We start from the raw sequence: 22,916 nt of genomic DNA, 5'->3' as shown, positions 1-22,916 counted from the left end.
ATAGATAAAGTGTCTTATATTTTGTTGCGGCTTACCGCCGTGACGCCCTGAGTAGGAGGCAATTATGCTAACAAGAACAAGCCCCGTATTGTCTGATGGAACCAAGGTTTCGGACCTCATCTATCCATCTAGCCGCGAAGTACAGATGCGCGTGTTGTCTGACCGCGAAATTTACGACCTGGAGATGGAAAAAATCTTCGGCAAGATCTGGGTACTCCTGGGTCACGAGTCGGAAATCCCCAACTCTGGGGATTTCATGGTCCGCGATTTGGGCTCTGATTCGGTCATTGTTGCCCGTGGCAAACAAGGCGAGGTTTTCGTATCCCTCAACGTGTGCCCACACCGCGGCATGCGCATCAGCACCGCTGACTGCGGCAACACGCAAATTCACAAGTGTATCTATCACGGTTGGGCCTTCCGCCCGAACGGTGACTTTGTAGGCTCGCCGGTTGAGCGCGAGTGCATGCACGGCAAGATGATGGCCAAAGAGGAGCTGGGTCTGAAGAAAGCCCGTGTAACCCTCTATGGCGGCCTGGTATTCGCCACCTGGAACGTTGATGGACCGTCGTTTGACGAGTTCCTCGGCGACGCCAAGTGGTATTACGACATGCTCTTTTGCCGCTCCGACAAAGGCATGGAAGTACTCGGCCCACCACAGCGTTTTATCGTTAACGCCAACTGGAAGACCGCTGGCGAACAATCGGCGGCCGATGGTTTCCACACCCTGACGCTGCACCGCTGGTTGGGTGAAGTGGGTAACTACGCGAAAAAAGGCGAGGGCGAAACTGCCGACCTCAGCCCGGAAATGATTGGCGTAGAAATCAGCTCGCCCCATGGCCACGCCCTGCGCTGCATCGACCTGGCGCGCAAGATCAAACGCCTGACTGGCCTCGACCCGGCTGAGCTTACCGTGCAGCAAAAGCTCGAAGCATTGCCACCGGCCGGGATGACCGCCGACATGGTCGAGCAACTGGCGCGCAACCTCAGCGAAGACCAACTCAAAGTGCTTACCAGCATGCCGCCGCAAGTAGGCGGGATGTTCCCCAACATTCTCTTCGGCTTTGTTTACATTCCGCAGCCCGATGGCAGTGTGGTTGGCTCCATGACCCTGCACGCATACGTGCCGCAAGGACCGGACAAGCTTGAGTTTGTTAACTGGGTATTCGCCGAGAAAGATGCCTCGCCGGAGCTGCGCGACAAAATGCTCAAGCAGACCATTCAGTTGTTCGGCACCTCCGGCATGGTTGAACAGGATGACTCCGACACCTGGCCGCACATGACCCTGGCCGCCAAAGGCGCGATGGGCCGCAAAAGCACGCTGAAATACCAAGCCTGCTTTGAAACTGGTGCACCAGAAGGCTGGCCTGGCCCTGGCATCGTCAACGAAGGTTTCACCAAAGACGACACCCAATGGCACTGGTGGCTGTACTGGCACGAACTGATGACCGCCACGGACGAAGAATAATCGTTCGTTAGCCCTGGTTCGATAGCGGTCCTCGCGGGCCGCAGTCCTAAAAAGTACAACAATACAAGTTAGGGAGTTATTCATGGCTCAGGTTCAACAACGCGGCGTGGAGGATATCCAGCCGGGTTCCCCAGTCGGCACCAAGCGAGTGCCGGTGGGCTCACCGATATACAACGATGTGGTGACCTTTCTGTATGAGGAAGCCACGCTGCTCGACCAGATTCGCCTGCAGGAATGGGCCGAGCGCCTGGACACCGACCTGGTGTACACCGTGCCGTTGCGCCAAACCCGCCTGGCAGCAGAGTTGAGAACCACAATCGTGCGTAGCGTTCAGCACTACCACGATGACTACCGCTCGATCATGGGCCGCATTTTGCGGCTGTCTGGCAAAAGCGCCTGGGCGGAAGACCCACCCTCACGTACCCGTCGCTTGGTAACCAACGTGTTCGTCGAAGAAACCAACAAGCCGAATGAGTTTGTGGTGACCAGCTACCTGCTGCTGACCCGCAGCCGGTTCAAGGACCACCACGTCGACATCATCAGTGGCGAGCGGCGCGATGTGCTGCGCTTGGGTGAGGCGGGCTTCAAGCTGTCGCGGCGTGAAGTCATCCTCGATCAGGCGGTACTAGGAACCCCTAACTTGGCGGTGTTCTTGTAATAGCGGTATCACGCTCCGGGCATGGAACAGGCAGGGGTGAAAGCTTTGCCTGGCGTAGGTTGGGTTGAGCCACCGGCTTTGCCCAACCTACAAACCTCGTCGCCCTCGCGAACGCGGGGGCCTAGGTGTGGGGGGCTTCGGCTACTACGCCAATTGACACTCGCCGTGCTCGCGCAGCCACGCCTGATCCAGGGCGCACAACTTGGGCTGTTCATTGCTGAAATCCCAGGTTGAGCCTTTCATCCGCAGGGCTTGTTCGGCCCGCTCGGGTTGTTGGGTGTAGCAGTGGCCGGTGTTCATAGCGTGGATCTGCTCATCAAGGTTGTAGGCACGACCCATTGAGATGAGGGTGCAGCGCCGTAGCAATAGCGCTGCTTCTGCGACTTCTTCAGAAAGGTTATTGAGCGCCCAGCGCGCCATGCCTTCGCGCAGGTTTACGCCGGCATAGGGGGAGGGGCCTTCGATCCAAGTACCGTTTATTTCCCAGGTGAGGTCTTCATTGCCGTCGCGTACCAAAGTCGCGCGGGTACGCTGATTAACACGCTGGCCGACCTGGATATCATAACGACGCCGCTCAGTACCACGAGCAGCTGCAGCAATCGCCAGGCCGGCAAGGTCCAGAAGGTGGGTGCATTGATGACTGGCATCGGTCTGTCGGGTGACCGAATGGGCAACCCGATCCAACGGCATGCCCACCAGCTGCTGTAATTGACCGCAGGCTTGCGGGCACATGGAGTAGGGGAAGCGCAGCGCTTCACCGCCGATTTCGCTGACTATGCCGGCACGATGGCGAGCCCATACCCGGAAGTGATGGAAGTCGTCTTCCAATGCGGCGCGTACCTCGCCGCTGTGCTCGGCGTAGCTGGCAACAATGTCCACTCGGCGGCGAAATACAGTCATCCTCAATATCCTTGTTCTACTGCTGTTCAGGCTGACGAAATCAGTTATATTTGAACACTATAACCAATAATGTTCACTAAAAAATAAGAAAAGGAGTGGCTATGGCACTGCTAAACGAACAAGTCGCGCTGATCACTGGCGCAGGCGGCGGAATCGGTCGCGGCATTGCGTTGAACTTCGCCAAAGAAGGCGCCGCAGTCGTGGTTGCCGAACTGGATGCTGCCAGTGGTGAGGCAGTAGTCGCTGAACTGAAAGCGCTGGGTGGCAAAGCGGTATTCATCAAGACCGACGTGTGCAGCAAAGCGGATATCGAAGCGGCCGTACAACTGGCGGTGGATGAGTTTGGCGGCCTGGATATCCTGGTCAACAACGCGTTCGCACCCACGCCCAACGTACTCTTGGAAGAAAAAACCGACGCGATGCTGGAGCAAACCCTCAACTCCACAGTGTGGGCTGCCTGGTGGGCGATGAAGGCCGCATTGCCGCATATGAAAGCCCGCGGCGGCGGCAAGATCATCAACTTCTATTCCATCGATATCGAAATCGGCGCCTGGTTGCACGGCGACTACAACACGGCTAAATCAGCAATTGTCGGCCTTACCCGCAGCGCCGCCTCTGAATGGGGTCGGTTCAACATCCGCACCAACGCCATCGCACCTACTGCGATGGGCGCCACCTTCCACAAACTCGCCGCAGAAAACCCCGGCTTTGCCGACATGTCCGCCTCGATGCGCCCGCTGGGCCGCTGTGGTGAACCTGAAGCCGACATTGGCCCCGTAGTAGTATTCCTCGCCTCTGAAATGTCGCGCTTTATCACCGGCGAAACCATCCACGTCGATGGCGGCCTGCACCTCCCTGGGTACAACTCCCGCCCTAAAGGCGTTGCCGTACGCGAATACTGATTTTCGCCAGACACAAAAAAGCGCGGCCAGAGCCGCGCTTTTTTATTGTCGATTACTTGCTGAATTTTAATCCTTAGCCTTCGATTGCCTGGGTTAAGGCCCAGGCAATCGATACGATCATTTCTTAGAGACAACGATCGAAGTTGCTTCGAGATCCCACGTACCAGCCGTTTTGCCTTCATCACGCAGCTGATACTTCAACACCCTACCCTGGGGATTCTTCGGCAAGCTACTGCGAAACTCGATATAGCGCGGCAGAGCGTAGTAGGGCACTGAATCGGCGGCCCAATGGAACAACGCTTCCGGCTCCAGCGTTGCGCCCTCATGCAGTACCGCTGTCACCTTCACATCATCCTCGCCCTTATCCGACGGCACGGCATGTACCGCTACCTCGGCCAGTGCCGGGTGCACCGCAAAGGCCGCTTCCATCTCAAAGCTGGAGATGTTTTCGCCACGACGACGCAGGTAATCCTTTTTGCGGTCGACGAAGTAGAAAAAGCCGTCGTCGTCGAACTTGCCGATGTCGCCGCTGTGGAACCACATGTTGCGCATCAGCTTTTGCGTGTCCTCCGGGCGACGCCAGTAGCCCTGGAACATGATGTCTGGGCGTAGCGGGCGCACCACGATTTCACCCGGGCAGTTGGGGGGTACTTCCTGATCGAGGTCGTCGACGATGCGTACGTCAAAGTCCGGAATGCGTTTGCCAGACGAGCCTGGCGCAGCGTATTCACCGGCAGCCAGAGAGGTAATCACACAGGCCTCGGTTAAGCCATAGCCGTTACCACCCACCAACTTGGTGCCGAACCGTTCGCGCCATATTTTCTTGGTTTCCTCGGTGTACGGGTTTCCGCGGGCGGTATGAATCTGGCCGACGCAGCGCAGCATCGCGTCGTTGTCTGGCGCTTGGGCGAGAAGGCCGCCCATACCGCCAAGAATGGAGGCAATGGTGGCACCCGAGCGCTCCACTTCCTGCCAGAAGTTGGACACCGAAAAGCGCGGCAAAATGGCGGCGCGTGCGCCTACCAGAATGCTGGCGATGATCGACACACAGAGCGCATTCATATGGAACAACGGCAGCGGCGTGATGGTGACATCGTCGGCGCTCGCCGGACCTGCACGCAGTTGCAGGCGCGCCAGGTTACACATGAAGTTGTAGCTGATCATGCACCCCTTGGACGGGCCGGTGGTGCCTGAGGTGTAGATAAGGCAGGCAAGGTCGGAAGGCTGCGGCTTCGTGGCCAGTGGTGTCGCGTCATGGCCACGAAACTCATCCAGTGGCGCGATGCGAATCTGGCAGTCCGGTACGGTTTCGAGTGTGCCGCGGTGAAGAATGTGGTGCACGTCATGTAGCTGTTCAGCTAAGGGCGTGATGCGCTGCAGATAGGCCGCCTCGCAAATCACCACCGAGGTGCCGGTATCGGCGATTTGGTGGCGAAGAAATTCGCCCTTGAGTGCGGTATTGATCGGTACACTCACCGCACAGAGCTTGTTGATGGCCAGCCAGGTGGTGACAGCATCGATGTTGTTATCCAGCATCGTCAGCACGGTTTCACCGGCCTTAACGCCCAAGGTAGCAAGTGCGTTGGCCATCTTGGTAGATAGTGAGTCAACCTGAGCATATGTGTATAACTCACCGCTGAAATCCAGCAGTATCTTGTCTGGATGCCGCGCCACCGCCCGATCTAGTGCTTCTATGACAGTGTCTCGTTCTCCCACTGCCCAAGTCTCTGGATTTCCAGTACTGCCCATGAGTTTTCTCCGTTTAGGCAGCTTCAGTGACTGATCTGCCTGATTTTATTTTGATGAGAGAACCGGATTCTAAATACAAACTCTGGAAATGTCTTTAGCAATAAGTTGAACACATAGTGTTATTTATGCACAGCTCCTGTGCTAATGTTGCTTATCTTTACACTCAACGAGCCCGCCAGTCCATGCCAAAACGCGCATCCCAGAAAGCAGAAACGCCTACGTCAGCCCCCAAAACAAAAAAAACCGCTGTGTCAGATGCTTCTCTGCGCGCGGTTAAGCCGGTGGCGCGATACACCGGCATCAATGCAGCGGCGGGCACCAAGGTCAAACCGAACCGACGTTCGGAAGAGACCATCGCCAATATTCTGAAGGCCACTGAAGAAGTGGTGCTGATGTCTGGTGCGGATCGCATTTCCATCCTTGATGTGTGCAAGGTGGCCAGTGTTTCACGCGGTACGTTTTACCGTTACTTCTCCTCACAAGAAGACCTGTTGGATACTTTTTCGCGGCATAAGCGCGAGAGTTTCCACAGTTCGTTGTCGCAGGGGTTGAGCCATATCAGTGACCCGGAAGCACGCCTCAACGCCCTGTTTGCCTACCTCGACAACTACCTGGAACAAAGCCGCGCGCGGCGTTTGTTGGTGGTCGCTCCGGATTACGCTCTGGGTTTCTTTCGGCGGATTTTCCATGATTCGATCGTACGTTTTCAGGATGGCCTGGGCATTGTTTTCGACGATTGGGACGAAGGCCTCGGCGTGCGCCTGGACCGCGAGCTGATCTGCGAAATGATCATTCGCTACGTGTTGAGTGAAATCCTGGTGCCCGAAGCGGCCGGGCGTCGCTTGTTCCCTGTGCGGGTGAAAAAACTGCTGGGCGCGTTGATTATGGGTTCCACCTCGCGCACTCGCCGTTAACCCCCGAACTTCCCCTTCGCTGTACGCAAAGCCCCCGAAATTCGGGGCTTCGCGTTTCTGGGTATTGGGTTTTGGCCCGCCCGCCGTTTGACTTTTTTCCTGCCTGGTTCTGTTTTCTGCACGCAGAGCACAGTTGTCGACACAGCTCGATGGCTCTGGCGCGGGCTTTTCCGCGCCGAATAAAAATAATATGAACAGTTTTTTGATTTCTGCTCAGATTAAATTTAAGCTCTGGCCTTAGCAGCGAGCCCTACGGCTTTCCCTTTTCGTGGCAGCTTGACCCTGACCACGCAAAGGCACCGCGCTAACAACCAACAAAAAAGTGCCAACTTCGAGGTACCTAGACATGCTTATCGATCTCCACGCTCACGCTCCCCACCCGGGCTACTACAACCAGCACCCACACTGGGGGCCGTTCTTCGAGCAACACGCCGACGGCGATATCAAGCTGCGTGTAGGTGATTGGATTCTTGGCCTCGGGTCGCCAGAGCGTAAGGCTGCCGTACGGTCCGGTAATGGCCCCAAGCTTGAGGAATACTTCGCCCGTTGGGCTGATCCGAAAGTGCGCCTGGCCGGCATGGACGCAGCAGGGCAGAACCTGCAGGTGGTTTCCGTTCCATCGCATTGCTACATGTACTGGACTGAAGCTGAGTTCGCCGTACCGTTTGCCCGCACCGTTAACGAAACCCTGGCTGCATATTGCTCCGCCGCCCCTGATCGCCTCATGTTCTGGGCTCATGCGCCGCTGAACGCGCCAGAAGCAGCTGCCGCTGAATTGCGCCACGCCTGCACCGAGCTGGGTGCCAAAGGCCTGGTGGCTGGTGGCGCCAATTTCGGTGGCCTGGAATTTGACTCGCCGGAACTCGACGTGGTGTGGAAAACCCTCTGCGACCTGGACCTGCCGATGTTCATTCACGGCTACAACCAGTCGGTTACCTGGGGCAAAAACGCTAACGACGACCGCTACGAAACCACCGCCATCGTCGGCATGCAGTACGACGAAAGCCGCTGCTTCTGGAACCTGATCTGCGGTGGCGTGCTCGACCGTTTCCCCGACCTGAAGGTGTACATCACCCACGGCGGCGGCTATGTGCCATACCAGCTCGGTCGCCTAGCCAAGACCAACGAAAACCTGGACGTTAAATACAACAAAAAGCCGCTGCTCGATTACATGAAGAACTTCTACTTCGATGTCGAGCTGCATGAAGTACCGATGCGCCAAGCGCTGGTCGACATTATCGGTGCGGACCATGTGTTGTACGGCAGCAACTTCGGTGGCAGTGACGCGGTACGCCACGATCTGACCCACGGTTTGAAGTTGTCCGATGCCGACATGCGCAAGATTCGTTATGAAAACGCATGCCGCCTACTGCACCTGGACCCAGCCAAGTTGGGCAAGGTAGGTGCCTGATGAAGCTTGCGCGTTGTGAGTATTGTGCTACTGGTGCTTTTTGGGCTGTGGTTGATGTCGCTCAGGATCAAGTGACACCCATTTCTGGTGAGTTCAAAGACTGGGCGCCAGCAGTTGCGGCAGGTCGAGGGATCAGCTCGGTGCGTATCGCCGGGCAGTCGCTGCCACTGTCAAAAGTGCACCTGCTGCCGCCCATCGAGCCGGTTAACCGGGTAGTGGTCGCCGGTGCCAATTACGCCAAGCACCTGGTGGAGTTTGGCTTGAGTGCGCCGGCGCAGCCGGTGGCATTTCTCAAGGCCTATGGCGCGTTGATTGGCGCCCATGATCCGATCCGTTTTCCACCATTAACCGAGGAACTCGATCACGAAGTGGAGCTGGTGGCGGTCATCGGCACTGGCGAGATCGACGTGGAAAACCCGCTGGCCTGCGTACTTGGTTACACCGTCGGCAACGACGTCAGTGCCCGCGATCTGCAACGCAGCGGGCCGGCTGGTATTGGCATGGACTTGTTTGCAGCGAAAAGCCAGGACCAGACCACCGGGCTCGGCCCCTGGATTGTCACTAAAGATGAGTTTCCAGAAGGCTCCCCAAAGCTGCGCCTGACCCTGAAGGTAAACGGTGAGACACGTCAGGATGGTTCTACCGCCGAGATGACCTGGGACGTTGGTCAGTTGATCAGCTTCGTACAACAGCGTTCCAGCTTTGCCTGTGGCGACGTGCTTTTCACGGGCTCCCCAGCCGGTGTCGGAATGGGCACTGGCCTGTTCCTTAAAGAGGGCGACGTGGTCGAGGCCTGTGTCGAAGGCATTGGCACGTTGCGCAACGTGGTGAGCAAAAAGAACCGCGCCTAATCGAGAGCCAAACATGAACGCCAATAAACAAAAAGTAGTGGTCGTCGGTGCCGGCTTGATGGGTACCGGTATTGCACATGCGTTCGCCAGCTCCGGCTTCAGTACGCTGCTGGTGGACACCAACGCCGCTTCGTTGACCCAAGCCAAGGCCAGCATCGAGAAGATCCTTGCCGACGGCGTGCGCCTAGGCAAAATCAGCGAAGCCCACGCGCAGGAGTCGTTGGCCAACCTGGTGACCTGTGGCGACCTCAGTGAGGCAGCCAGCGGCGCCAATCTGTTGGTGGAAACCGTCTCCGAGCAATTGGCAGTGAAGAAAGCGGTGATTGGCCAAGCGGCACCGCTGCTGGCGGCCGACGCGATTATCGCCACCAACACGTCCGCGTTAAGCGTGACCGAAATTGCCGCATCGGTGGACTGTGCAGACCGCGTGGTCGGCATGCACTTCTTCAACCCCGTGCACAAAATGAAACTGGTGGAGCTGGTACGTGGTTTGGCCACCAGCGATGAAGTGGTCGCACGCACCCGCACCCTGTGCGAGCAGATCGGCAAGACCTCGATCGTCGTCAATGAATCGCCTGGCCTGACCACCAGCCGCATGTCTGCGCTGCTCGGCAACGAAGCGATGTGGATGCTGCAAGAAGGCACCGCTACCGCCGAAGACATCGACACAGCGTTGCGCTTGGGTTTCAACCACCCAATGGGGCCGCTGGAGCTGGGCGACCTGACCGGCTGGGATACGCGACTGTCGGTACTGCGTTACCTGCACCAGACTCTTGGCGAGAAATTTCGCCCCTGCCCGCTGATCATCAAAATGGTTGCCGCCGGGCGTCTTGGGCGTAAGACGGGGCAGGGAGTTTATCGCTACGAAGAGGGTAAACAAGTACCTGGCTCAGGGCTCAAGGCAAGTGCACTATGAAAGACATTGTCATCGTTGATGCGGTCCGCACGCCAATCGGCAAGTTCCGCGGAAGCCTTGCCGGCGTGCGCGCTGACCACCTCGGTGCATTGGTGATCAGCCGCTTGCTGGAGCGTGTGGATGTGTCACCCCTATTGATCGACGACGTGATCTTCGGTTGCGTGACGCAAATCGGCGAACAGTCGGCCAACATCGCCCGCACTGCATTGCTGGGTGCTGGCTGGCCGGTAACCATTCCGGGGCTGACCATCGACCGCAAGTGCGGTTCGGGGGAGGTCGCGGTGCACCTTGCCGCCGGCGCCATTGCTACAGGTGCCGCGGACATCGTGGTGGCCGGCGGTGCTGAAAACATGAGCCGCGTGCCTATGGGCAGCAACCGTGAGATTCATGGCGAAGCGTTCGGCTGGATGGCCGCAGACCGTTATGAACTGACCAGCCAAGGCGAGGCCGCCGAGCGTATTGCCGACAAATGGGCGCTCAGCCGCGATGCTCTGGATGACTTCGCCTTTGCCAGCCACCAACGTGCGGCAGCCGCCTCCGATGCTGGCTACTTCGATAATGAAATAGTCCCGGTACCGGTCGAGGAGTTGCGCGAAAAAGCGCTGACCGAGCCGGGCGCGATCTTGCGCAGCGACGAAACCATTCGCCGCGATACCTCGCGGGAAAAACTTTCGACGCTGAAAACCAGTTTTCGTCCGGAAACCGGGCGCATCACAGCGGGCAACTCGTCGCAGATCTCCGATGGCGCTGCGGCGTTGCTGATGATGAGCGCCGAGACGGCGAAAAAACTCGGCCTCAAGGCGCGGGCGCGTATTCGGGCCTTCACCACGGTTGGCTCCGACCCTACGCTGATGCTCACCGGACCAATTGCCGCCACCCATAAGGTGCTGGGCAAGGCGGGGCTGCGCATCAGCGACATAGACCTGTTTGAAGTCAACGAAGCCTTCGCCTCGGTGCCACTGGCCTGGATGCTGGAGACAGGTGCGCCACACAGCAAGCTGAACGTCAATGGCGGTGCGATTGCCCTCGGCCACCCGTTGGGTGCCAGCGGCGCGCGGTTGATGACCACTTTGCTTAACGAGCTGGAGCGCCGAGGTGGTCGTTTCGGTCTGCAAGCCATCTGCTGCGCAGGCGGCATGGGCACGGCGACCATTATCGAGCGGCTCGATTAAGGTGCCGCGCCTCCCGTTGGTGCCGTTGGGCGCCATGCCGGCCGCGTTGCAGGACGCGGTCGAGCGTGGTCAGCGCAGCCGCATGCTCAGTTCCACAACGCCGGTGCAGGTTTGGGCTCACCGGCCCCAGGTGGCGCTGGCCTGGCTGGCGCTGATGGAAAGTTTGCACAGCGACAGCCTCCTGGATGAACGTCTGCGGGAGTTAGTGCGGCTGAAGATTGCCAGCATCACCACCTGCCAGGCCTGCCAACTGGCGCGCAAGTCCGACTCCGTCACCGAACAAGACATTGCCTGCATGGCCACCGACAGCGAGCACTTCACCCTTGCCGAACAGGCTGCCCTGCGTTATGCCGAGTTGTTCGCCAGCGATTACCTGGCCATCGACGACGAGCATTTCACCCAGCTCAGCGATTTTTTCTCCACCGCCCAGATGGCAGAACTTGGCCTGTATTGCGCGCTAATGCTGGCTGGCGGGCGCATGACGCTAGTGCAACAGGCTTACTGATGAGTCTAGCGGCGCAAATAGTTAATCAAATTGTGTAAAAGCGTCCAATAAAATGCTAATCAGGCCTACTATTGGCCGAAGCCTATGGCTTTGCTCTCGGCAAGGTCAAAAGATAATGACAATAACCGCGGAGACGATCATGTCCACAACGGCACAGAGCGACCTGGCTAAGGCATTTACCGACGTAGCTAGCAATTATAGTGGTACCAGCGATATAGACCTGCACGCGACCTACCGCGATATGCGCGCCAACTCGCCCGTGCTGCAAGACAACTTCATGACCCGTCTGGGCGTACCGTCTATTGCTGGGTTGGATGCTAACCGGCCGACCTTCACCCTGTTCAAGTACGACGATGTGATGGCGGTGATGCGTGACGCCAATACCTTCACCAGTGGCTTTATTGCCGAAGGCCTGGGCGCATTTTTCGATGGCTTGATTCTCACGGCGATGGACGGTGACGCACACAAGAACATCCGCAATCTGCTGCAACCGGTATTTATGCCGGAGACAGTAAACCGCTGGAAAGAAACCAAGATCGACCGGGTAATTCGCGAGGAGTACCTCAAGCCTATGGTGCCGAGCAAGGGCGCCGACTTGATGGATTTCGCCCTGTATTTCCCTATCCGCGTGATCTATTCGTTGATCGGTTTTCCCGAAGACCGCCCTGAGCAAATCGAACAATACGCGGCCTGGGCGCTGGCGATTCTCGCTGGTCCACAGATAGACCCGGAGAAAGCCGCTGCTGCCCGTGGCGCAGCCATGCAAGCGGCGCAGGCGCTGTATGACGTGGTTAAGGTGGTGGTGGCCGAACGACGCGCGGAAGGAGCCTCGGGCGACGATTTGATCAGTCGCCTGATTCGCGCGGAGTACCAGGGCCGCTCTCTAGACGACCATGAAGTGGCGACCTTTGTGCGCTCGTTATTGCCGGCCGCCAGTGAAACCACCACCCGTACCTTCGGCACCCTGATGTCGTTGTTGCTGCAAAACCCGGACGTGCTGGAGCGGGTGCGCAATGACCGTAGCCTGGTGAACAAGGCCATCGATGAAGCGGTGCGCTTCGAGCCGGTGGCCACCTTCAAGGTGCGCCAGGCCGCCAAAGACCTGGAGATTCGCGGTGTGCAAATTCCCAAAGGGGCGATGGTGCAGTGCATCGTCACCTCAGCCAACCGTGACGAAGATGCCTTCGAGAATGCCGACAAGTTCGACATCGACCGCAAGTCAAAACCCTCGTTTGGCTTCGGCTTTGGCCCACATATGTGCATAGGCCAGTTCGTCGCCAAAACCGAGATCAATTGCGCGCTAAACGCGATCCTCGACTTGATGCCGAACATCCGCCTCGATCCGAGTAAACCAGGACCACAGATCGTCGGTGCGCAGCTGCGCGGGCCGCATTATCTGCATGTGTTGTGGGACTGATGGTACCTGCTAAATAGTCTCGGAGCCCGCTGTGATAAGGGTTTGTGCTTATCGCGGCTGAAGCCGCTCCTACGGGCATAGTGTTGCTCACATGAATTAATATGAACACAATCAAAATATGTGTTTAATTAGTGCTCGATGTGCACTATGATTCAGGCACAACTACAAGCCCGAATGCGAAGGGGAAAACAATGAAAGTTGAAGATCTGATTCTCGTCAGCGTCGATGACCATGCGATCGAGCCGCCAAACGCCTTTGCTCGCCACATGCCAGCCCGCTTCAAAGGGCGTGAGCCTCATGTGGTTAAAAAAGGCGACCGCGATGTGTGGGTGTTCGAAGAGCAAGCCACCGGCTACATGGGTCTGAACTCGGTAGTCGGCCGCCCGAAAGAGGAATACGGCATGGAGCCTTTGGGCTACGAGCAAATGCGCCGTGGCACCTGGAACATCGCCGATCGCGTCGACGACATGAACGCCAATGGCGTACTTGGCTCATTGTGCTTCCCAACCTTTCCGGGCTTTGCCGGCCAACGCTTCCAGGTCCACGCTGACCGCGAAGTATCGATGGCGGCGATCCAGGCCTACAACGACTGGCACTTGCATGACTGGTGCAACGCTGCGCCGGGCCGCTTTATTCCGCTGATGATCGTGCCGTGGTGGGACATGAAGGCCGCTGCTGCCGAAGTAGAGCGTCTGGCCAAGCAGGGCGTGCATGCGCTGTCGCTGTCGGATAACCCGGCTATTCACGGTTACCCATCGATCCATAGCGATTACTGGGACCCGCTCTGGAAGGCCTGCAGCGATAACAAGGTCGTGATCTGCTGCCATATCGGCACTGGCGTAAAAGCCAACCATGCCTCGGATATGTCGCCAATCGACGCCTGGATTACCTCCATGCCGATTTCCATTGCTAACTCGGCGGCGGATTGGATCTGGGCACCAATGTGGAAGAAATTCCCGGACCTGCGCATGGCGCTGTCTGAAGGCGGTATCGGCTGGATTCCTTACCTGCTGGAGCGTGCGGACTTCACCCACCGCCACCACAACGCGTGGACCAACTCCAACTTCGGCGGAAAGATGCCGAGCGACATCTTCAACAAGCACTTCATCACCTGCTTCATCGAAGACAAGTTCGGCCTTCAGAACCTGAAGTACCTGAACACCGAAATGGTCACCTGGGAAAGCGATTACCCACACTCCGACTGCACCTGGCCGAACTCGCCAGAAACAGCCTGGGAAGGGTTGCAGCACCTGCCTAAAGAGATGATTGACAAGGTCACTCACTTGAACGCCATGCGTGAGTTCTCCTTCGACCCGTTCTCCATTCACGGCCGGGAAAACTGCACCGTTGGCGCGCTGCGGGCGCAAGCGACTCACGTTAGTACTGAACCCGCGCTGGGCTTGGGTGGCGCCGACCACGGTCGCCATGACGACAAGCCAGTCACCTCCGGCGATATCAACGCGATGTTCGCCCAAGCTGACGCGCAAACCGCGTTGTAAGTTGCTGCGGCTCCCCAGTCGCCGGACATCGGCGGCCGGGGAGCGGCTGCGGTTCTGTGGTCGCCTCGTTCGAGGCGATTGCGCCTGTGTTCAGCGTTAGAGAGCGCATATGGCCATCAGTCAATTTACCTACAGCAGTATTCCTCCCGAGGCTGAAGCGCTTCGCGCGGAAGTACGGGCGTTTATCCAGGACAGCCTGGTGGATTACCCAGCGACCTTGCGTGCGCAATCCTGGATGGGCTTTGACGCTGCGTTCAGCAAGAAGCTTGGCGCCAAAGGTTGGGTCGGCATGGCCTTGCCCATAGCCTACGGTGGCGCGGCAGCGGGGCCATTTGCCCGTTACGTGATTATCGAAGAATTGTTGGCCGCCGGTGCGCCGGTGTCCGCGCACTGGATCGCCGACCGACAGAGCGGGCCTTTGATCAATCGCTTTGGTACCGAGGAACAGAAGCAGCATTACTTGCCGGCGATTTGCCGAGGTGAAAGCTACTTCTGCATCGGCATGAGCGAGCCCAATTCCGGCTCTGATCTGGCCTCGATCAAAAGCAATGCGGTGCTCGACGGTGACAGCTGGGTGCTCAACGGGCAGAAAGTCTGGACCACCAATGCGCACCACTCGAACTACATGATTGCCCTGGTACGGACTGGCGAAAAACAAGCCGCGCGCCACGAGGGCATGTCGCAATTCATCGTCGACTTGAGCCTTCCGGGCATCACCATTCGGCCGATTCGCGACCTAGCCGGCGGCGAACACTTCAACGAAGTGTTTTTCGACAATGTGCGCCTGCCCGCCGACGCGCTGATTGGCAGCGAAGGCAAGGGCTGGGACCAGGTAACCGCCGAGTTGGCCTTTGAACGTAGCGGCCCGGAGCGTTTCCTCAGTTGCATGGCCTTGTTGAAAACCCTGATCGACGCCATCGGCAAAACCCCCAATGCCTTGCAAGCCCGCGAGATTGGGCGGCTGTCAGCCAAGCTGCTGACCCTGCGCAATATGTCCTTGTCGGTAACCGCACAGCTTGCCGCTGGCGAACACCCGGCCTGGGCTGCGTCGTGCGTGAAGGATTTTGGCAATGTGTTTGAGCAGGAAATTCCTGAAGTTGCCCAGCTGTTGCTGGAAGCCGAACCACGCCAAGACGGCGGCAGCGAGCATGCGCGCGTGCTGGCCTATCTGACGCAAATGGCGCCATCATTCTCACTGCGCGGGGGCACTCGCGAAATTCTGCGCGGCATCATTGCCCGTGGTTTGGGGTTGCGATAATGCGCGAACTATTTGAAGCAACGATTGAACGTCTATTTGCCGACCTGGCCACCCCAACTTATGTGCTCGGTTGTGAAGGCGGCGAATGGCCGGCCGAACTCTGGGCCGCCATCGATGACTCTGGCTTTACCTTTGCCGGTGTAAGCGAAGCCCTGGGTGGCGCCGAAGCCAGTTGGGCGGATATGTATTGCATGGTTCGCGCCGCCGGGCGCTTTTCCGTGCCGGCGCCACTGGGCGAAGCGCTGTTGGCCAATTGGTTACTGAGCAAGGCCGGCCTGGAGGGCAGGGCGGGAACACTGAGCATGGCTGCCAATACGGTGTTGGTCCTGGATGGCGATCGCATCAGCGGCATTGCTCACGCCGTACCATGGGGCCGTAACGTGGACGCGTTTGTAGCGATAGCTACCACGTTAACTGGTGCCCCAAGCGTGGTGCTGTTGCAGCGCAGCGCCGCCCGCGAACTTACCCTCAGCCTTAACGTAGCTGGCGAGCCTCGCGATGACCTGAGCTTTACCGATGCCCTGGTAGTGGCGCACGCACCGCTACCAGCAGGGCTTGATACCGATGTGCTGGAACTGGGTGGGGCGATGCTACGCGCGGCACAAGCCGCCGGTGCGCTGCACGCGTTGCTGGACATGACTGCCGGTTACGCCCGTGACCGTCACCAGTTTGGCAAAGCCATCGGCTCGTTCCAGGCCATCCAGCAGCAGCTCGCCGTGTTCGCAGAGCAGGCTGCTGCGGCAGGTATCGCCGCTGAGGCAGCCTTTGCCGAGTCCAGTAATGGCCTCGCAGCATTGACTATCGCCGCCGCAAAAATTAGTACCAGTGAAGCCGCTAGCGTTGGCGCCGGCATCGCCCATTCGGTGCACGGTGCCATCGGCTTTACCGAGGAATATCCGCTGCATTTGCTCACCCGTCGACTGTGGGCGTGGCGCAGCGAATTCGGTTCGGCCGGCCTGTGGAGCCAGCGCCTGGGTGAGCAGATTTGCCAGGGTGGCAGCGACGCTTATTGGCCGTTGCTCACCAGCCATGGCCAACAACCCTTAACCTGCCTTGCGAGTAATCCGGCATGAGCCCGTTTCTTCAGATTGAGCGCGACGACGGCATCGTCACTGTGCGCATGAACCACCCTGACACCCGGAACGCGTTGACTACACCCGAGCAAATTCAGGAGTTCGTCGACCTTTGCGCCGAGCTGCGTCGCGACCGTTCCGCTCGGGTGATGGTGCTCACCGGCAATGGCAGCGCGTTTTGCGCCGGCGGCAACGTTAAGGATATGCACGAACGTGGCGGTATTTTTGCTGGCTCGCCTTATGAGCTGCGCAATACCTATCGCGATGGCATTCAGCGCATCCCCTTGGCGATTTACGAGCTGGATATTCCAGTGATCGCCGCGGTAAACGGCCCGGCGATTGGCGCTGGCCTGGACTTGGCCTGTATGTGCGACATCCGCCTGGCATCCACCACGGCGGTATTTGCTGAGAGTTTTGTACGTCTGGGCATCGTCCCAGGTGACGGCGGCGCCTGGTTGCTACCACGCATTATCGGCATTCCGAAGGCAAGCCTGATGTCCTTCACCGGCGACACCATCAACGCTACCAAAGCCTTGGAATGGGGCCTGGTGGAGCAGGTGTGTACGCACCAGACGTTAATGGCCGAAGCGCATTCGCTGGCCGAGCGCATCGCCAGCAATCCAGGGCATTCGCTGCGCCTGTGCAAACGCCTGCTGCGCGAAGGCCAGCACATGCGCCTGGACTCGTTGCTGGAGTTGTCGGCGGCCTATCAGTCGTTGGCGCACCACACCCAGGACCATCACGAAGCGGTATCCGCCTTTGTCGAAAAACGTAAGCCTGACTACCTCGACCGTTAATGGCGTAGCGGCAGCCCCGATCAAATTTTGGAGTATTGAAGATGCGTGGCGTTTTCCGTGAAGACCACAGTATGTTCCGCGAGCAGGCGCGTCGGTTTGTCGACCGCGAGATCGTGCCTTATCTGCATGAGTGGGAAAAAAATGGCATCGTTCCCAAGGAAATCTGGCTAAAAGCAGGGGAGACCGGCCTGCTGTGCTCCACTGTACCGGAGGAATACGGCGGCCCTGGCGGCGACTTCGGCCACTCGGCGGTGATGATTGAAGAGCTGGCGCGCGCCAATGCCACCGCGGTCGGCTTCACCACCCACTCGGAAATCGTCGCGCCCTACATCGTCGCCTACGGCAGCGAGGAGCAGAAACAGCGGTGGCTGCCACGCATGGTCAGCGGTGAGCTGATTGGCGTGATTGCCATGAGCGAACCCGGTATTGGCAGCGACCTGCGATCCATGCGCACCTTGGCGCGTGTGGATGGCGATGACTACATCGTTTCTGGGCAGAAAACTTTCATCACCAACGGCGGCAACGCTGGCCTTATGGTCACTGCCACCAAGCTCGATCTGGCGGCGAAAGAACTCACCCTGATCTGCATTGAAGAAGACCGCCAAGGCTTCTCCAAGGGGCGCTTGCTGGAAAAGATCGGCCTCAAGGGCCAGGACACCGCCGAGTTGTTTTTCGACGACGTGCGAGTGCCTGCTAGCAACCGCTTGGGCGAAGAGGGGCAGGGCTTCAAATACCTGACGCACCAGCTGGCCTGGGAGCGTTTGATCATCGCCATTCGTGCCGCGCAGTCGATAGAGACGCTGCTGGAAGAAACCATCAACTACACCCGTGAACGCAAAGTGTTTGGCAAGCCGGTGTTGGATTTCCAAAACACCCGCTTCAAGCTCGCCGAAGCCAAAGCGCAGTTCACCATGCTGCGGGTGTTTGTCGACGACTGCCTGGCAAAGGTCATGCGCGGCGAGCTGGCTCCAGATGTTGCAGCTATGGCGAAGCTGTTGGGCTCGGAAATGCAGGGCAAGCTGCTGGATGAATTTCTGCAACTGCACGGTGGCTACGGGTTTATGAGCGAGTACAAGATCAGCCGGGCCTGGGTGGATGCGCGGGTTGCACGAATCTACGGCGGCACCTCGGAAATCATGAAAGAAATCATCGGCCGAACCCTGTAGGCAAGCCTGGAGCAGAGCAGGGTAGTGACACCAGAAAGACCACCAGAGGAATAACAACAATGAGCCTTTATCGAGCTTTCGCTGTTCTCTACCTGTGCTTTATCTCCCTTGCTATCTTCGCCCAGAATGCACCGAGCAGCGCACCGCCGGATACCTACAGTGCCGACACTCAGCGGGCCAAGGCCTTGCTGGAAAAAGCCATCGCCGAGTACAAAGCCAAGGGCGATAGCGCCCTGGCCGAGTTCAGCCGCCAGGGCTCCTTTGTCGATGGTGAGCTGTATATCTACGTGGTCGACACCTCCGGCGTGATGCTGGCCAGCGGCGGGCCGTCGGTTTCACTGGTTGGCAAACAGGTGGTCAGCGTCTTAGACGACGACCTGAAAACCGCCTTCCAACAAGCCATCTCCCAACCAGAAGATGGCACTGTGCACAGCGCTGAATATCGTTGGTGGAACTGGCAGCACGCCAAGGTCGAACGCAAACGCGTGTTCTATCAGCGTGTAGGGGACCGAGTTATTTCTGTCGGTTACTACATGCCACGCTCCAGCCCCGAGCAAGCAAAGCAGCTGTTGCAGCAGGTTGCGGAGCAGGTTCGCGCTGATGCGAAAACCACTTTCGTGCGCATCAACAAACACGATAAAAAACTCAACCAGGATGACCTCTACGCCTTTGTAGTGGATATGAAGACCAAGCGGTTTGTCGCTCATGGCTTTCTACCGCGGCTGATTGGTACCGACTTCAAGGCACTGCGCTCAACCGATGGCAAACCCATTGGCGAAGAAATCCTCAAGCTGATGGACGCTGGTGAAACAGGGGAGATCGACTATCTGTGGCGCAACCCTATTACCGGGCAGAACGAGTACAAAAAGACCTTTCTGCAGCGGGTAAATGGTTATGCCGTAGCGGTGGGTTGCTACACCAATCTGTAGCTGAACAAGGAGCGTAGACATGACTGATTTGGTACTGCTGCATGGCGGTCAGCATGGTTCGTGGTGCTGGGCGCCGTTGCTGGAAGAGCTAAACCAGCAACCTGGCAGCTTCGAGCGGGTTATCACCTTGGACATGCCCGGCTGTGGCAAGAAACGCGGCCGGGATGTTTCGTCGCTAAAGCTAAGCGACGTGGTCAACGAACTTAACGACGACCTGCATCAGTTGGGCGTGAGCGACACCGTGTTGCTTGGGCATTCCATCGCCGGCGCGCTACTGCCGATGATGAAGGTTGCGGCACCGGGGCTGTATTCCCACCTGGTGTACCTGACGTGCGCGTTGCCCAATGAAGGGCAATCGATCCTGGAGCTGCTGGGCAACACGCTGCATGATGAAAGCCCGGAGCACGTGGGTTGGCCATTGGACCCCGCAACCTCAACCCCGCAAGCGCTCGCCGTGGCTATGTTCGGCCAAGACTTGAACGACGAAACGCTGAGCTGGTTGTTGAGTGAAGTGAACCAGGACTCAACGCCACCCTGTGTGGCGACAGAGTCAATCAGCCGTGCGGGTTACTCCGCAACGGGGCCAGTCACTTACATCATCACCTTGCGCGACAACATCTTGCCCGCCGGCTGGCAACGGCGTTTTGCCCAACGTGCGGGTGCCAGCGTAGTGATTGAAATCGACACCGCGCATGAGCCGTTCGTATCGCACCCGCAGCTGCTGGCGGATGTTGTACGAGGTATAGAGCGGCGTGATTGATGGGCAACATCAGCACGTTGAGCAGCAGTGATGCCAAGGCGGCCCGACCGCATTTGTTGATCCTGTCCATCATCGGTTTCAACTTTGTCTCCTACGTATGCAATGGCTTGCCCCTTGCGGTGCTGCCCGGCTACGTACTCAACGACCTTGGTTTGACCTCCGCTTTCGCCGGTGTGGTTATCAGTGTGCAATACCTAGCGACGCTACTTGGCCGCCCGCTGGCAGGCAGCGTCGCCGACCGTTTTGGAGCCAAATATTCGGTTGTGTGTGGCTTAAGCGGTTTGATACTGAGCGGCACGGTGACAGCGCTCGCCATTAGCCTGCACGCTTATCCGTGGCTCGCTATGCCGTTGTTACTGGTGGGGAGGGTGGTGCTGGGTACGTCCACCGCCATGGTTTCTACGCCTTGCTGCACCTGGGCCATCGGTTTATGTGGCACTCCGCGGACCGCACAGGTTATGTCGTGGAACGGCATAGCAGCTTATGGCGGCACAGCGGTCGGCGCACCACTGGGGGTTTTGCTGCGCAACTCGTTTGGTATCGCCAGTATTGGGCTTTGCACCGCGCTACTGGGTGTCATATTCCTGCTCGTCGCCCTGAGTAAACGCTCGGCACCGTTGGTAGCGGGCGTTCGACTGGCCTTTCATCGCGTACTGCTGTCGGTCATGCCCAATGGCGTTGTTCTGGCCTGCAGTTCAGTTGGCTATGGCGGGCTAACGGCATTCGTCGCGTTGTATTTCGACAGCCTCGGCTGGGACCACGCCGCCTATTGCCTGAGCGCATTCGGGGCAGGCTTCATCGTCGCCCGATTGGCGTCACCGGGTATCCTGAATCGATTTAGAGGATACAAGGTCGTTGCCGGCTGCCTGTTGGTACAGACCTCAGGCATGCTGCTGATATGGCTGGCGCCATCTCCAGCGTTGGTCATTGGCGGTGGCGCGTTGACTGGAGTCGGCGTGTCGTGGGTGTATCCGGGGCTTGGGGTAGAAACATTGGCAAACACTCCAGAGACCAACCGTAACTCGGCGCTCAGCGCGCTTTCGTTGTTCTTTGACGTTGCGGTTGGAATGGCTGGCCCATTGATGGGGCTCGTTGCTTCAGGACTTGGCTACGCCGAGGTATTTCTTAGTTCTGCGTTGATGTCGATGTGCGGGTTTCTACTGGTGCTCTGCCTTTGTTCGAGAACACGCTGCTCGTGGGAATAAGGTTGCTCACAGCGACGTAGCTAGGCCCGCTTCAACAGATGAATGCAACAAAGCTGGCCACTGCCTCGAACCCTGACGCTGGTGTGCTGATGAATTATGCGATATCAATGGATGCATACCACCCTCCCGGCCGCATCGGGCAAGGAAGTGCGGGGAGGGGCGGTACTTAGTTCTATTCTCTGCCATTGCCAAAAGCAGCGAAATCGGCCCATCCCGTAGCCCAAGGATTCGCTCTCCACCTCTGTGTGGGCATTGAGCCTCAGCCGCCTGAAACCTATAGGCGTGCACTACCACTAGCCTTACGTGCGAGATAACTCCAGGGCCTTTTTCCTTATGAGCGAGCGCTACTATGTAGGGCAGGTGGACCCCAAGGCTTGCAGGCGACTAGGAGGGGTAGTGCGGGGGGAGTTAGCAAAAGCCCTGCTCAAGGCGGGGCTCATTGTTCTTTCAACCACTGGGTTGGGAATCAGCAGAGCGGCTTCTGCATGAGGTGCCGTCTTTAGCTGTCTGCCAGCTGTGGGCGCAAGCTCCATGAGCTATGGAAGCAAAAGCCCCATCGCCAGTACAAAGAAGAGCTTCTTCATAGCCATCAACCGAGTATCTTGGCAGCGCCATATGATCCTCTTTCTAGAATTCGACGGCGTGCTCCACCCTGATGAGGTGTATCTAACAAAGACTGGACCAGAACTACGCGTTTCTGGTGAGCTTTTCATGTGGTCACCGTTACTGACAGAGGTATTGGCCGATCTGCCTGAAGTGCGGATCGTGCTGAGCACCAGTTGGGCGCGAGTACTCGGATTCAATCGCGCACGGAGGTAGTACCTACCGGATTCCCTGCGATCGCGAGTGATCGGAGCAACCTGGCATAGCTCCATGGGCAAGGGCTGGGTAGATCAGATTTGGTGGGACAGGGTTTCGCGGTATGCCCAAATTCGCAGGTATGTCGAGCGTGCGACCCTTCGTGAGTGGCTAGCGGTCGATGACGATGCGCAAGGCTGGGACCAGTCAGACCAAGATCGACTCGTCCTAACCCATAGCGACCTCGGTCTCTCAGACCCTAAAGTTTTGGCCGAGCTTCGGGCGAAGCTCAAGCAATGACGATCGCCTATTGGTACAAGCACTCGGTTCCGAGCATAAGTACCATCATTTTCCATTCCTGGATTTCGCCAAATTTTTGCTGATGTAAAGCTTAGAGAACGCATTAGCGAATGCCGGTAGCTGAGCAGCTCAAGCAGAGTCTAACTAACGTTTGGGCATGCGCTGCATCCGAAGGAATCCAATTTTTAGTTAGCGAAATCTCCAAGGGTTAGTTTTGCGGCCTTCTGACAACATCACAGGCCTGCTAGTACTAAAAATTGAAATTAGGTGC

General features: G+C 58.0%; 20 protein-coding genes and 1 pseudogene. 19 read left to right on the top strand and 2 right to left on the bottom strand.

What is annotated here, in order from left to right; translation table 11 throughout:
* The first annotated feature begins 64 nt into the window (after window positions 1-64).
* Window positions 65-1,465 carry an aromatic ring-hydroxylating dioxygenase subunit alpha gene (locus tag AC3IYG_RS11060; RefSeq protein ID WP_489313747.1) on the top strand — a complete coding sequence of 467 codons (1,401 nt, stop codon included), beginning with the start codon at window positions 65-67 and terminating at the stop codon, window positions 1,463-1,465.
* 82 nt (window positions 1,466-1,547) lie between these two features.
* On the top strand, window positions 1,548-2,123 hold the full coding sequence (locus AC3IYG_RS11055; protein WP_489313746.1) for an aromatic-ring-hydroxylating dioxygenase subunit beta: 576 nt from the start codon (window positions 1,548-1,550) through the stop codon (window positions 2,121-2,123).
* A 144-nt stretch (window positions 2,124-2,267) separates the two neighbouring features.
* Here AC3IYG_RS11055 and AC3IYG_RS11050 read toward each other — a convergent pair whose 3' ends face one another.
* The gene (locus AC3IYG_RS11050; RefSeq protein ID WP_489313744.1) at window positions 2,268-3,023 is read right to left on the bottom strand and encodes a DUF2889 domain-containing protein; all 756 of its coding nucleotides are present in this window, start codon (window positions 3,021-3,023) and stop codon (window positions 2,268-2,270) included.
* A gap of 101 nt (window positions 3,024-3,124) precedes the next feature.
* Here AC3IYG_RS11050 and AC3IYG_RS11045 point away from each other — a divergent pair, with 101 nt between their 5' ends.
* Window positions 3,125-3,925, top strand: a complete 801-nt coding sequence (locus tag AC3IYG_RS11045) for an SDR family NAD(P)-dependent oxidoreductase (protein WP_489313743.1) — start codon at window positions 3,125-3,127, stop codon at window positions 3,923-3,925.
* A gap of 117 nt (window positions 3,926-4,042) precedes the next feature.
* Here AC3IYG_RS11045 and AC3IYG_RS11040 read toward each other — a convergent pair whose 3' ends face one another.
* A complete protein-coding gene (locus AC3IYG_RS11040) occupies window positions 4,043-5,674 on the bottom strand; it encodes an ATP-dependent acyl-CoA ligase (protein ID WP_489313742.1) in 1,632 nt (543 codons plus the stop codon).
* A gap of 182 nt (window positions 5,675-5,856) precedes the next feature.
* On the opposite strand from AC3IYG_RS11040, the gene AC3IYG_RS11035 reads away from it, so the two are divergent.
* The 16 genes and pseudogenes from AC3IYG_RS11035 to AC3IYG_RS10960 all read left to right on the top strand — a co-directional run bounded on the left by AC3IYG_RS11035 (window position 5,857) and on the right by AC3IYG_RS10960 (window position 22,645).
* Window positions 5,857-6,588 (top strand): TetR/AcrR family transcriptional regulator, encoded by a 732-nt coding sequence (locus AC3IYG_RS11035; protein WP_489313741.1) that lies wholly within the window; start codon window positions 5,857-5,859, stop codon window positions 6,586-6,588.
* 346 nt (window positions 6,589-6,934) lie between these two features.
* On the top strand, window positions 6,935-7,999 hold the full coding sequence (locus AC3IYG_RS11030) for an amidohydrolase family protein (protein ID WP_489313740.1): 1,065 nt from the start codon (window positions 6,935-6,937) through the stop codon (window positions 7,997-7,999).
* Entirely contained in the window at window positions 7,999-8,850 is an 852-nt protein-coding gene (locus AC3IYG_RS11025; RefSeq protein ID WP_489313739.1) for a fumarylacetoacetate hydrolase family protein, read from the top strand. The genes AC3IYG_RS11030 and AC3IYG_RS11025 overlap by 1 nt, the downstream gene beginning before the upstream one ends.
* Window positions 8,851-8,863: 13 nt before the next feature.
* A complete protein-coding gene (locus tag AC3IYG_RS11020; protein WP_489313738.1) occupies window positions 8,864-9,766 on the top strand; it encodes a 3-hydroxyacyl-CoA dehydrogenase in 903 nt (300 codons plus the stop codon).
* Complete coding sequence (locus tag AC3IYG_RS11015) at window positions 9,763-10,938, top strand: thiolase family protein (RefSeq protein WP_489313737.1); 1,176 nt, start codon at window positions 9,763-9,765, stop codon at window positions 10,936-10,938. Before AC3IYG_RS11020 ends, AC3IYG_RS11015 begins: the two co-directional genes overlap by 4 nt.
* A gap of 1 nt (window position 10,939) precedes the next feature.
* A complete protein-coding gene (locus AC3IYG_RS11010; RefSeq protein WP_489313736.1) occupies window positions 10,940-11,443 on the top strand; it encodes a carboxymuconolactone decarboxylase family protein in 504 nt (167 codons plus the stop codon).
* 139 nt (window positions 11,444-11,582) lie between these two features.
* Window positions 11,583-12,860, top strand: coding sequence for a cytochrome P450 (locus AC3IYG_RS11005; RefSeq protein WP_489313735.1), 1,278 nt, complete (start codon window positions 11,583-11,585; stop codon window positions 12,858-12,860).
* A gap of 191 nt (window positions 12,861-13,051) precedes the next feature.
* Window positions 13,052-14,359, top strand: coding sequence for an amidohydrolase family protein (locus AC3IYG_RS11000; protein WP_489313734.1), 1,308 nt, complete (start codon window positions 13,052-13,054; stop codon window positions 14,357-14,359).
* Window positions 14,360-14,468: 109 nt separating this feature from the next.
* Entirely contained in the window at window positions 14,469-15,617 is a 1,149-nt protein-coding gene (locus tag AC3IYG_RS10995; RefSeq protein ID WP_489313733.1) for an acyl-CoA dehydrogenase family protein, read from the top strand.
* Entirely contained in the window at window positions 15,617-16,690 is a 1,074-nt protein-coding gene (locus AC3IYG_RS10990) for an acyl-CoA dehydrogenase family protein (protein WP_489313732.1), read from the top strand. The genes AC3IYG_RS10995 and AC3IYG_RS10990 overlap by 1 nt, the downstream gene beginning before the upstream one ends.
* On the top strand, window positions 16,687-17,487 hold the full coding sequence (locus tag AC3IYG_RS10985; RefSeq protein WP_489313731.1) for a crotonase/enoyl-CoA hydratase family protein: 801 nt from the start codon (window positions 16,687-16,689) through the stop codon (window positions 17,485-17,487). Before AC3IYG_RS10990 ends, AC3IYG_RS10985 begins: the two co-directional genes overlap by 4 nt.
* A 41-nt stretch (window positions 17,488-17,528) precedes the next feature.
* Window positions 17,529-18,653 (top strand): acyl-CoA dehydrogenase family protein, encoded by a 1,125-nt coding sequence (locus tag AC3IYG_RS10980; protein ID WP_489313730.1) that lies wholly within the window; start codon window positions 17,529-17,531, stop codon window positions 18,651-18,653.
* Window positions 18,654-18,712: 59 nt separating this feature from the next.
* Window positions 18,713-19,582 carry a cache domain-containing protein gene (locus tag AC3IYG_RS10975; RefSeq protein ID WP_489313729.1) on the top strand — a complete coding sequence of 290 codons (870 nt, stop codon included), beginning with the start codon at window positions 18,713-18,715 and terminating at the stop codon, window positions 19,580-19,582.
* Between the two features lie 19 nt (window positions 19,583-19,601).
* Window positions 19,602-20,342, top strand: coding sequence for an alpha/beta fold hydrolase (locus AC3IYG_RS10970; RefSeq protein WP_489313728.1), 741 nt, complete (start codon window positions 19,602-19,604; stop codon window positions 20,340-20,342).
* Window positions 20,342-21,547, top strand: a complete 1,206-nt coding sequence (locus tag AC3IYG_RS10965; RefSeq protein WP_489313727.1) for an MFS transporter — start codon at window positions 20,342-20,344, stop codon at window positions 21,545-21,547. The genes AC3IYG_RS10970 and AC3IYG_RS10965 overlap by 1 nt, the downstream gene beginning before the upstream one ends.
* Before the next feature lie 531 nt (window positions 21,548-22,078).
* Window positions 22,079-22,645, top strand: a pseudogene (locus AC3IYG_RS10960) (HAD domain-containing protein).
* The last annotated feature ends 271 nt before the right edge of the window (window positions 22,646-22,916 follow it).

The sequence above is a fragment of the Pseudomonas sp. KH_027 genome, from assembly GCF_057838565.1.
The sequence above is the reverse complement of the archived record's forward strand: the minus strand, read 5'-3'. Positions and strand labels throughout refer to the sequence as shown.

Excerpts from the sequence above, each read along its gene's own strand:
- AC3IYG_RS11060 (WP_489313747.1), top strand. The coding sequence starts at position 65 with ATGCTAACAAGAACAAGCCCCGTATTGTCTGATGGAACCAAGGTTTCG.
- AC3IYG_RS11055 (WP_489313746.1), top strand. The coding sequence starts at position 1,548 with ATGGCTCAGGTTCAACAACGCGGCGTGGAGGATATCCAGCCGGGTTCC.
- AC3IYG_RS11050 (WP_489313744.1), bottom strand. The coding sequence starts at position 3,023 with ATGACTGTATTTCGCCGCCGAGTGGACATTGTTGCCAGCTACGCCGAG.
- AC3IYG_RS11045 (WP_489313743.1), top strand. The coding sequence starts at position 3,125 with ATGGCACTGCTAAACGAACAAGTCGCGCTGATCACTGGCGCAGGCGGC.
- AC3IYG_RS11040 (WP_489313742.1), bottom strand. The coding sequence starts at position 5,674 with ATGGGCAGTACTGGAAATCCAGAGACTTGGGCAGTGGGAGAACGAGAC.
- AC3IYG_RS11035 (WP_489313741.1), top strand. The coding sequence starts at position 5,857 with ATGCCAAAACGCGCATCCCAGAAAGCAGAAACGCCTACGTCAGCCCCC.
- AC3IYG_RS11030 (WP_489313740.1), top strand. The coding sequence starts at position 6,935 with ATGCTTATCGATCTCCACGCTCACGCTCCCCACCCGGGCTACTACAAC.
- AC3IYG_RS11025 (WP_489313739.1), top strand. The coding sequence starts at position 7,999 with ATGAAGCTTGCGCGTTGTGAGTATTGTGCTACTGGTGCTTTTTGGGCT.
- AC3IYG_RS11020 (WP_489313738.1), top strand. The coding sequence starts at position 8,864 with ATGAACGCCAATAAACAAAAAGTAGTGGTCGTCGGTGCCGGCTTGATG.
- AC3IYG_RS11015 (WP_489313737.1), top strand. The coding sequence starts at position 9,763 with ATGAAAGACATTGTCATCGTTGATGCGGTCCGCACGCCAATCGGCAAG.
- AC3IYG_RS11005 (WP_489313735.1), top strand. The coding sequence starts at position 11,583 with ATGTCCACAACGGCACAGAGCGACCTGGCTAAGGCATTTACCGACGTA.
- AC3IYG_RS11000 (WP_489313734.1), top strand. The coding sequence starts at position 13,052 with ATGAAAGTTGAAGATCTGATTCTCGTCAGCGTCGATGACCATGCGATC.
- AC3IYG_RS10995 (WP_489313733.1), top strand. The coding sequence starts at position 14,469 with ATGGCCATCAGTCAATTTACCTACAGCAGTATTCCTCCCGAGGCTGAA.
- AC3IYG_RS10990 (WP_489313732.1), top strand. The coding sequence starts at position 15,617 with ATGCGCGAACTATTTGAAGCAACGATTGAACGTCTATTTGCCGACCTG.
- AC3IYG_RS10985 (WP_489313731.1), top strand. The coding sequence starts at position 16,687 with ATGAGCCCGTTTCTTCAGATTGAGCGCGACGACGGCATCGTCACTGTG.
- AC3IYG_RS10980 (WP_489313730.1), top strand. The coding sequence starts at position 17,529 with ATGCGTGGCGTTTTCCGTGAAGACCACAGTATGTTCCGCGAGCAGGCG.
- AC3IYG_RS10975 (WP_489313729.1), top strand. The coding sequence starts at position 18,713 with ATGAGCCTTTATCGAGCTTTCGCTGTTCTCTACCTGTGCTTTATCTCC.
- AC3IYG_RS10970 (WP_489313728.1), top strand. The coding sequence starts at position 19,602 with ATGACTGATTTGGTACTGCTGCATGGCGGTCAGCATGGTTCGTGGTGC.
- AC3IYG_RS10965 (WP_489313727.1), top strand. The coding sequence starts at position 20,342 with ATGGGCAACATCAGCACGTTGAGCAGCAGTGATGCCAAGGCGGCCCGA.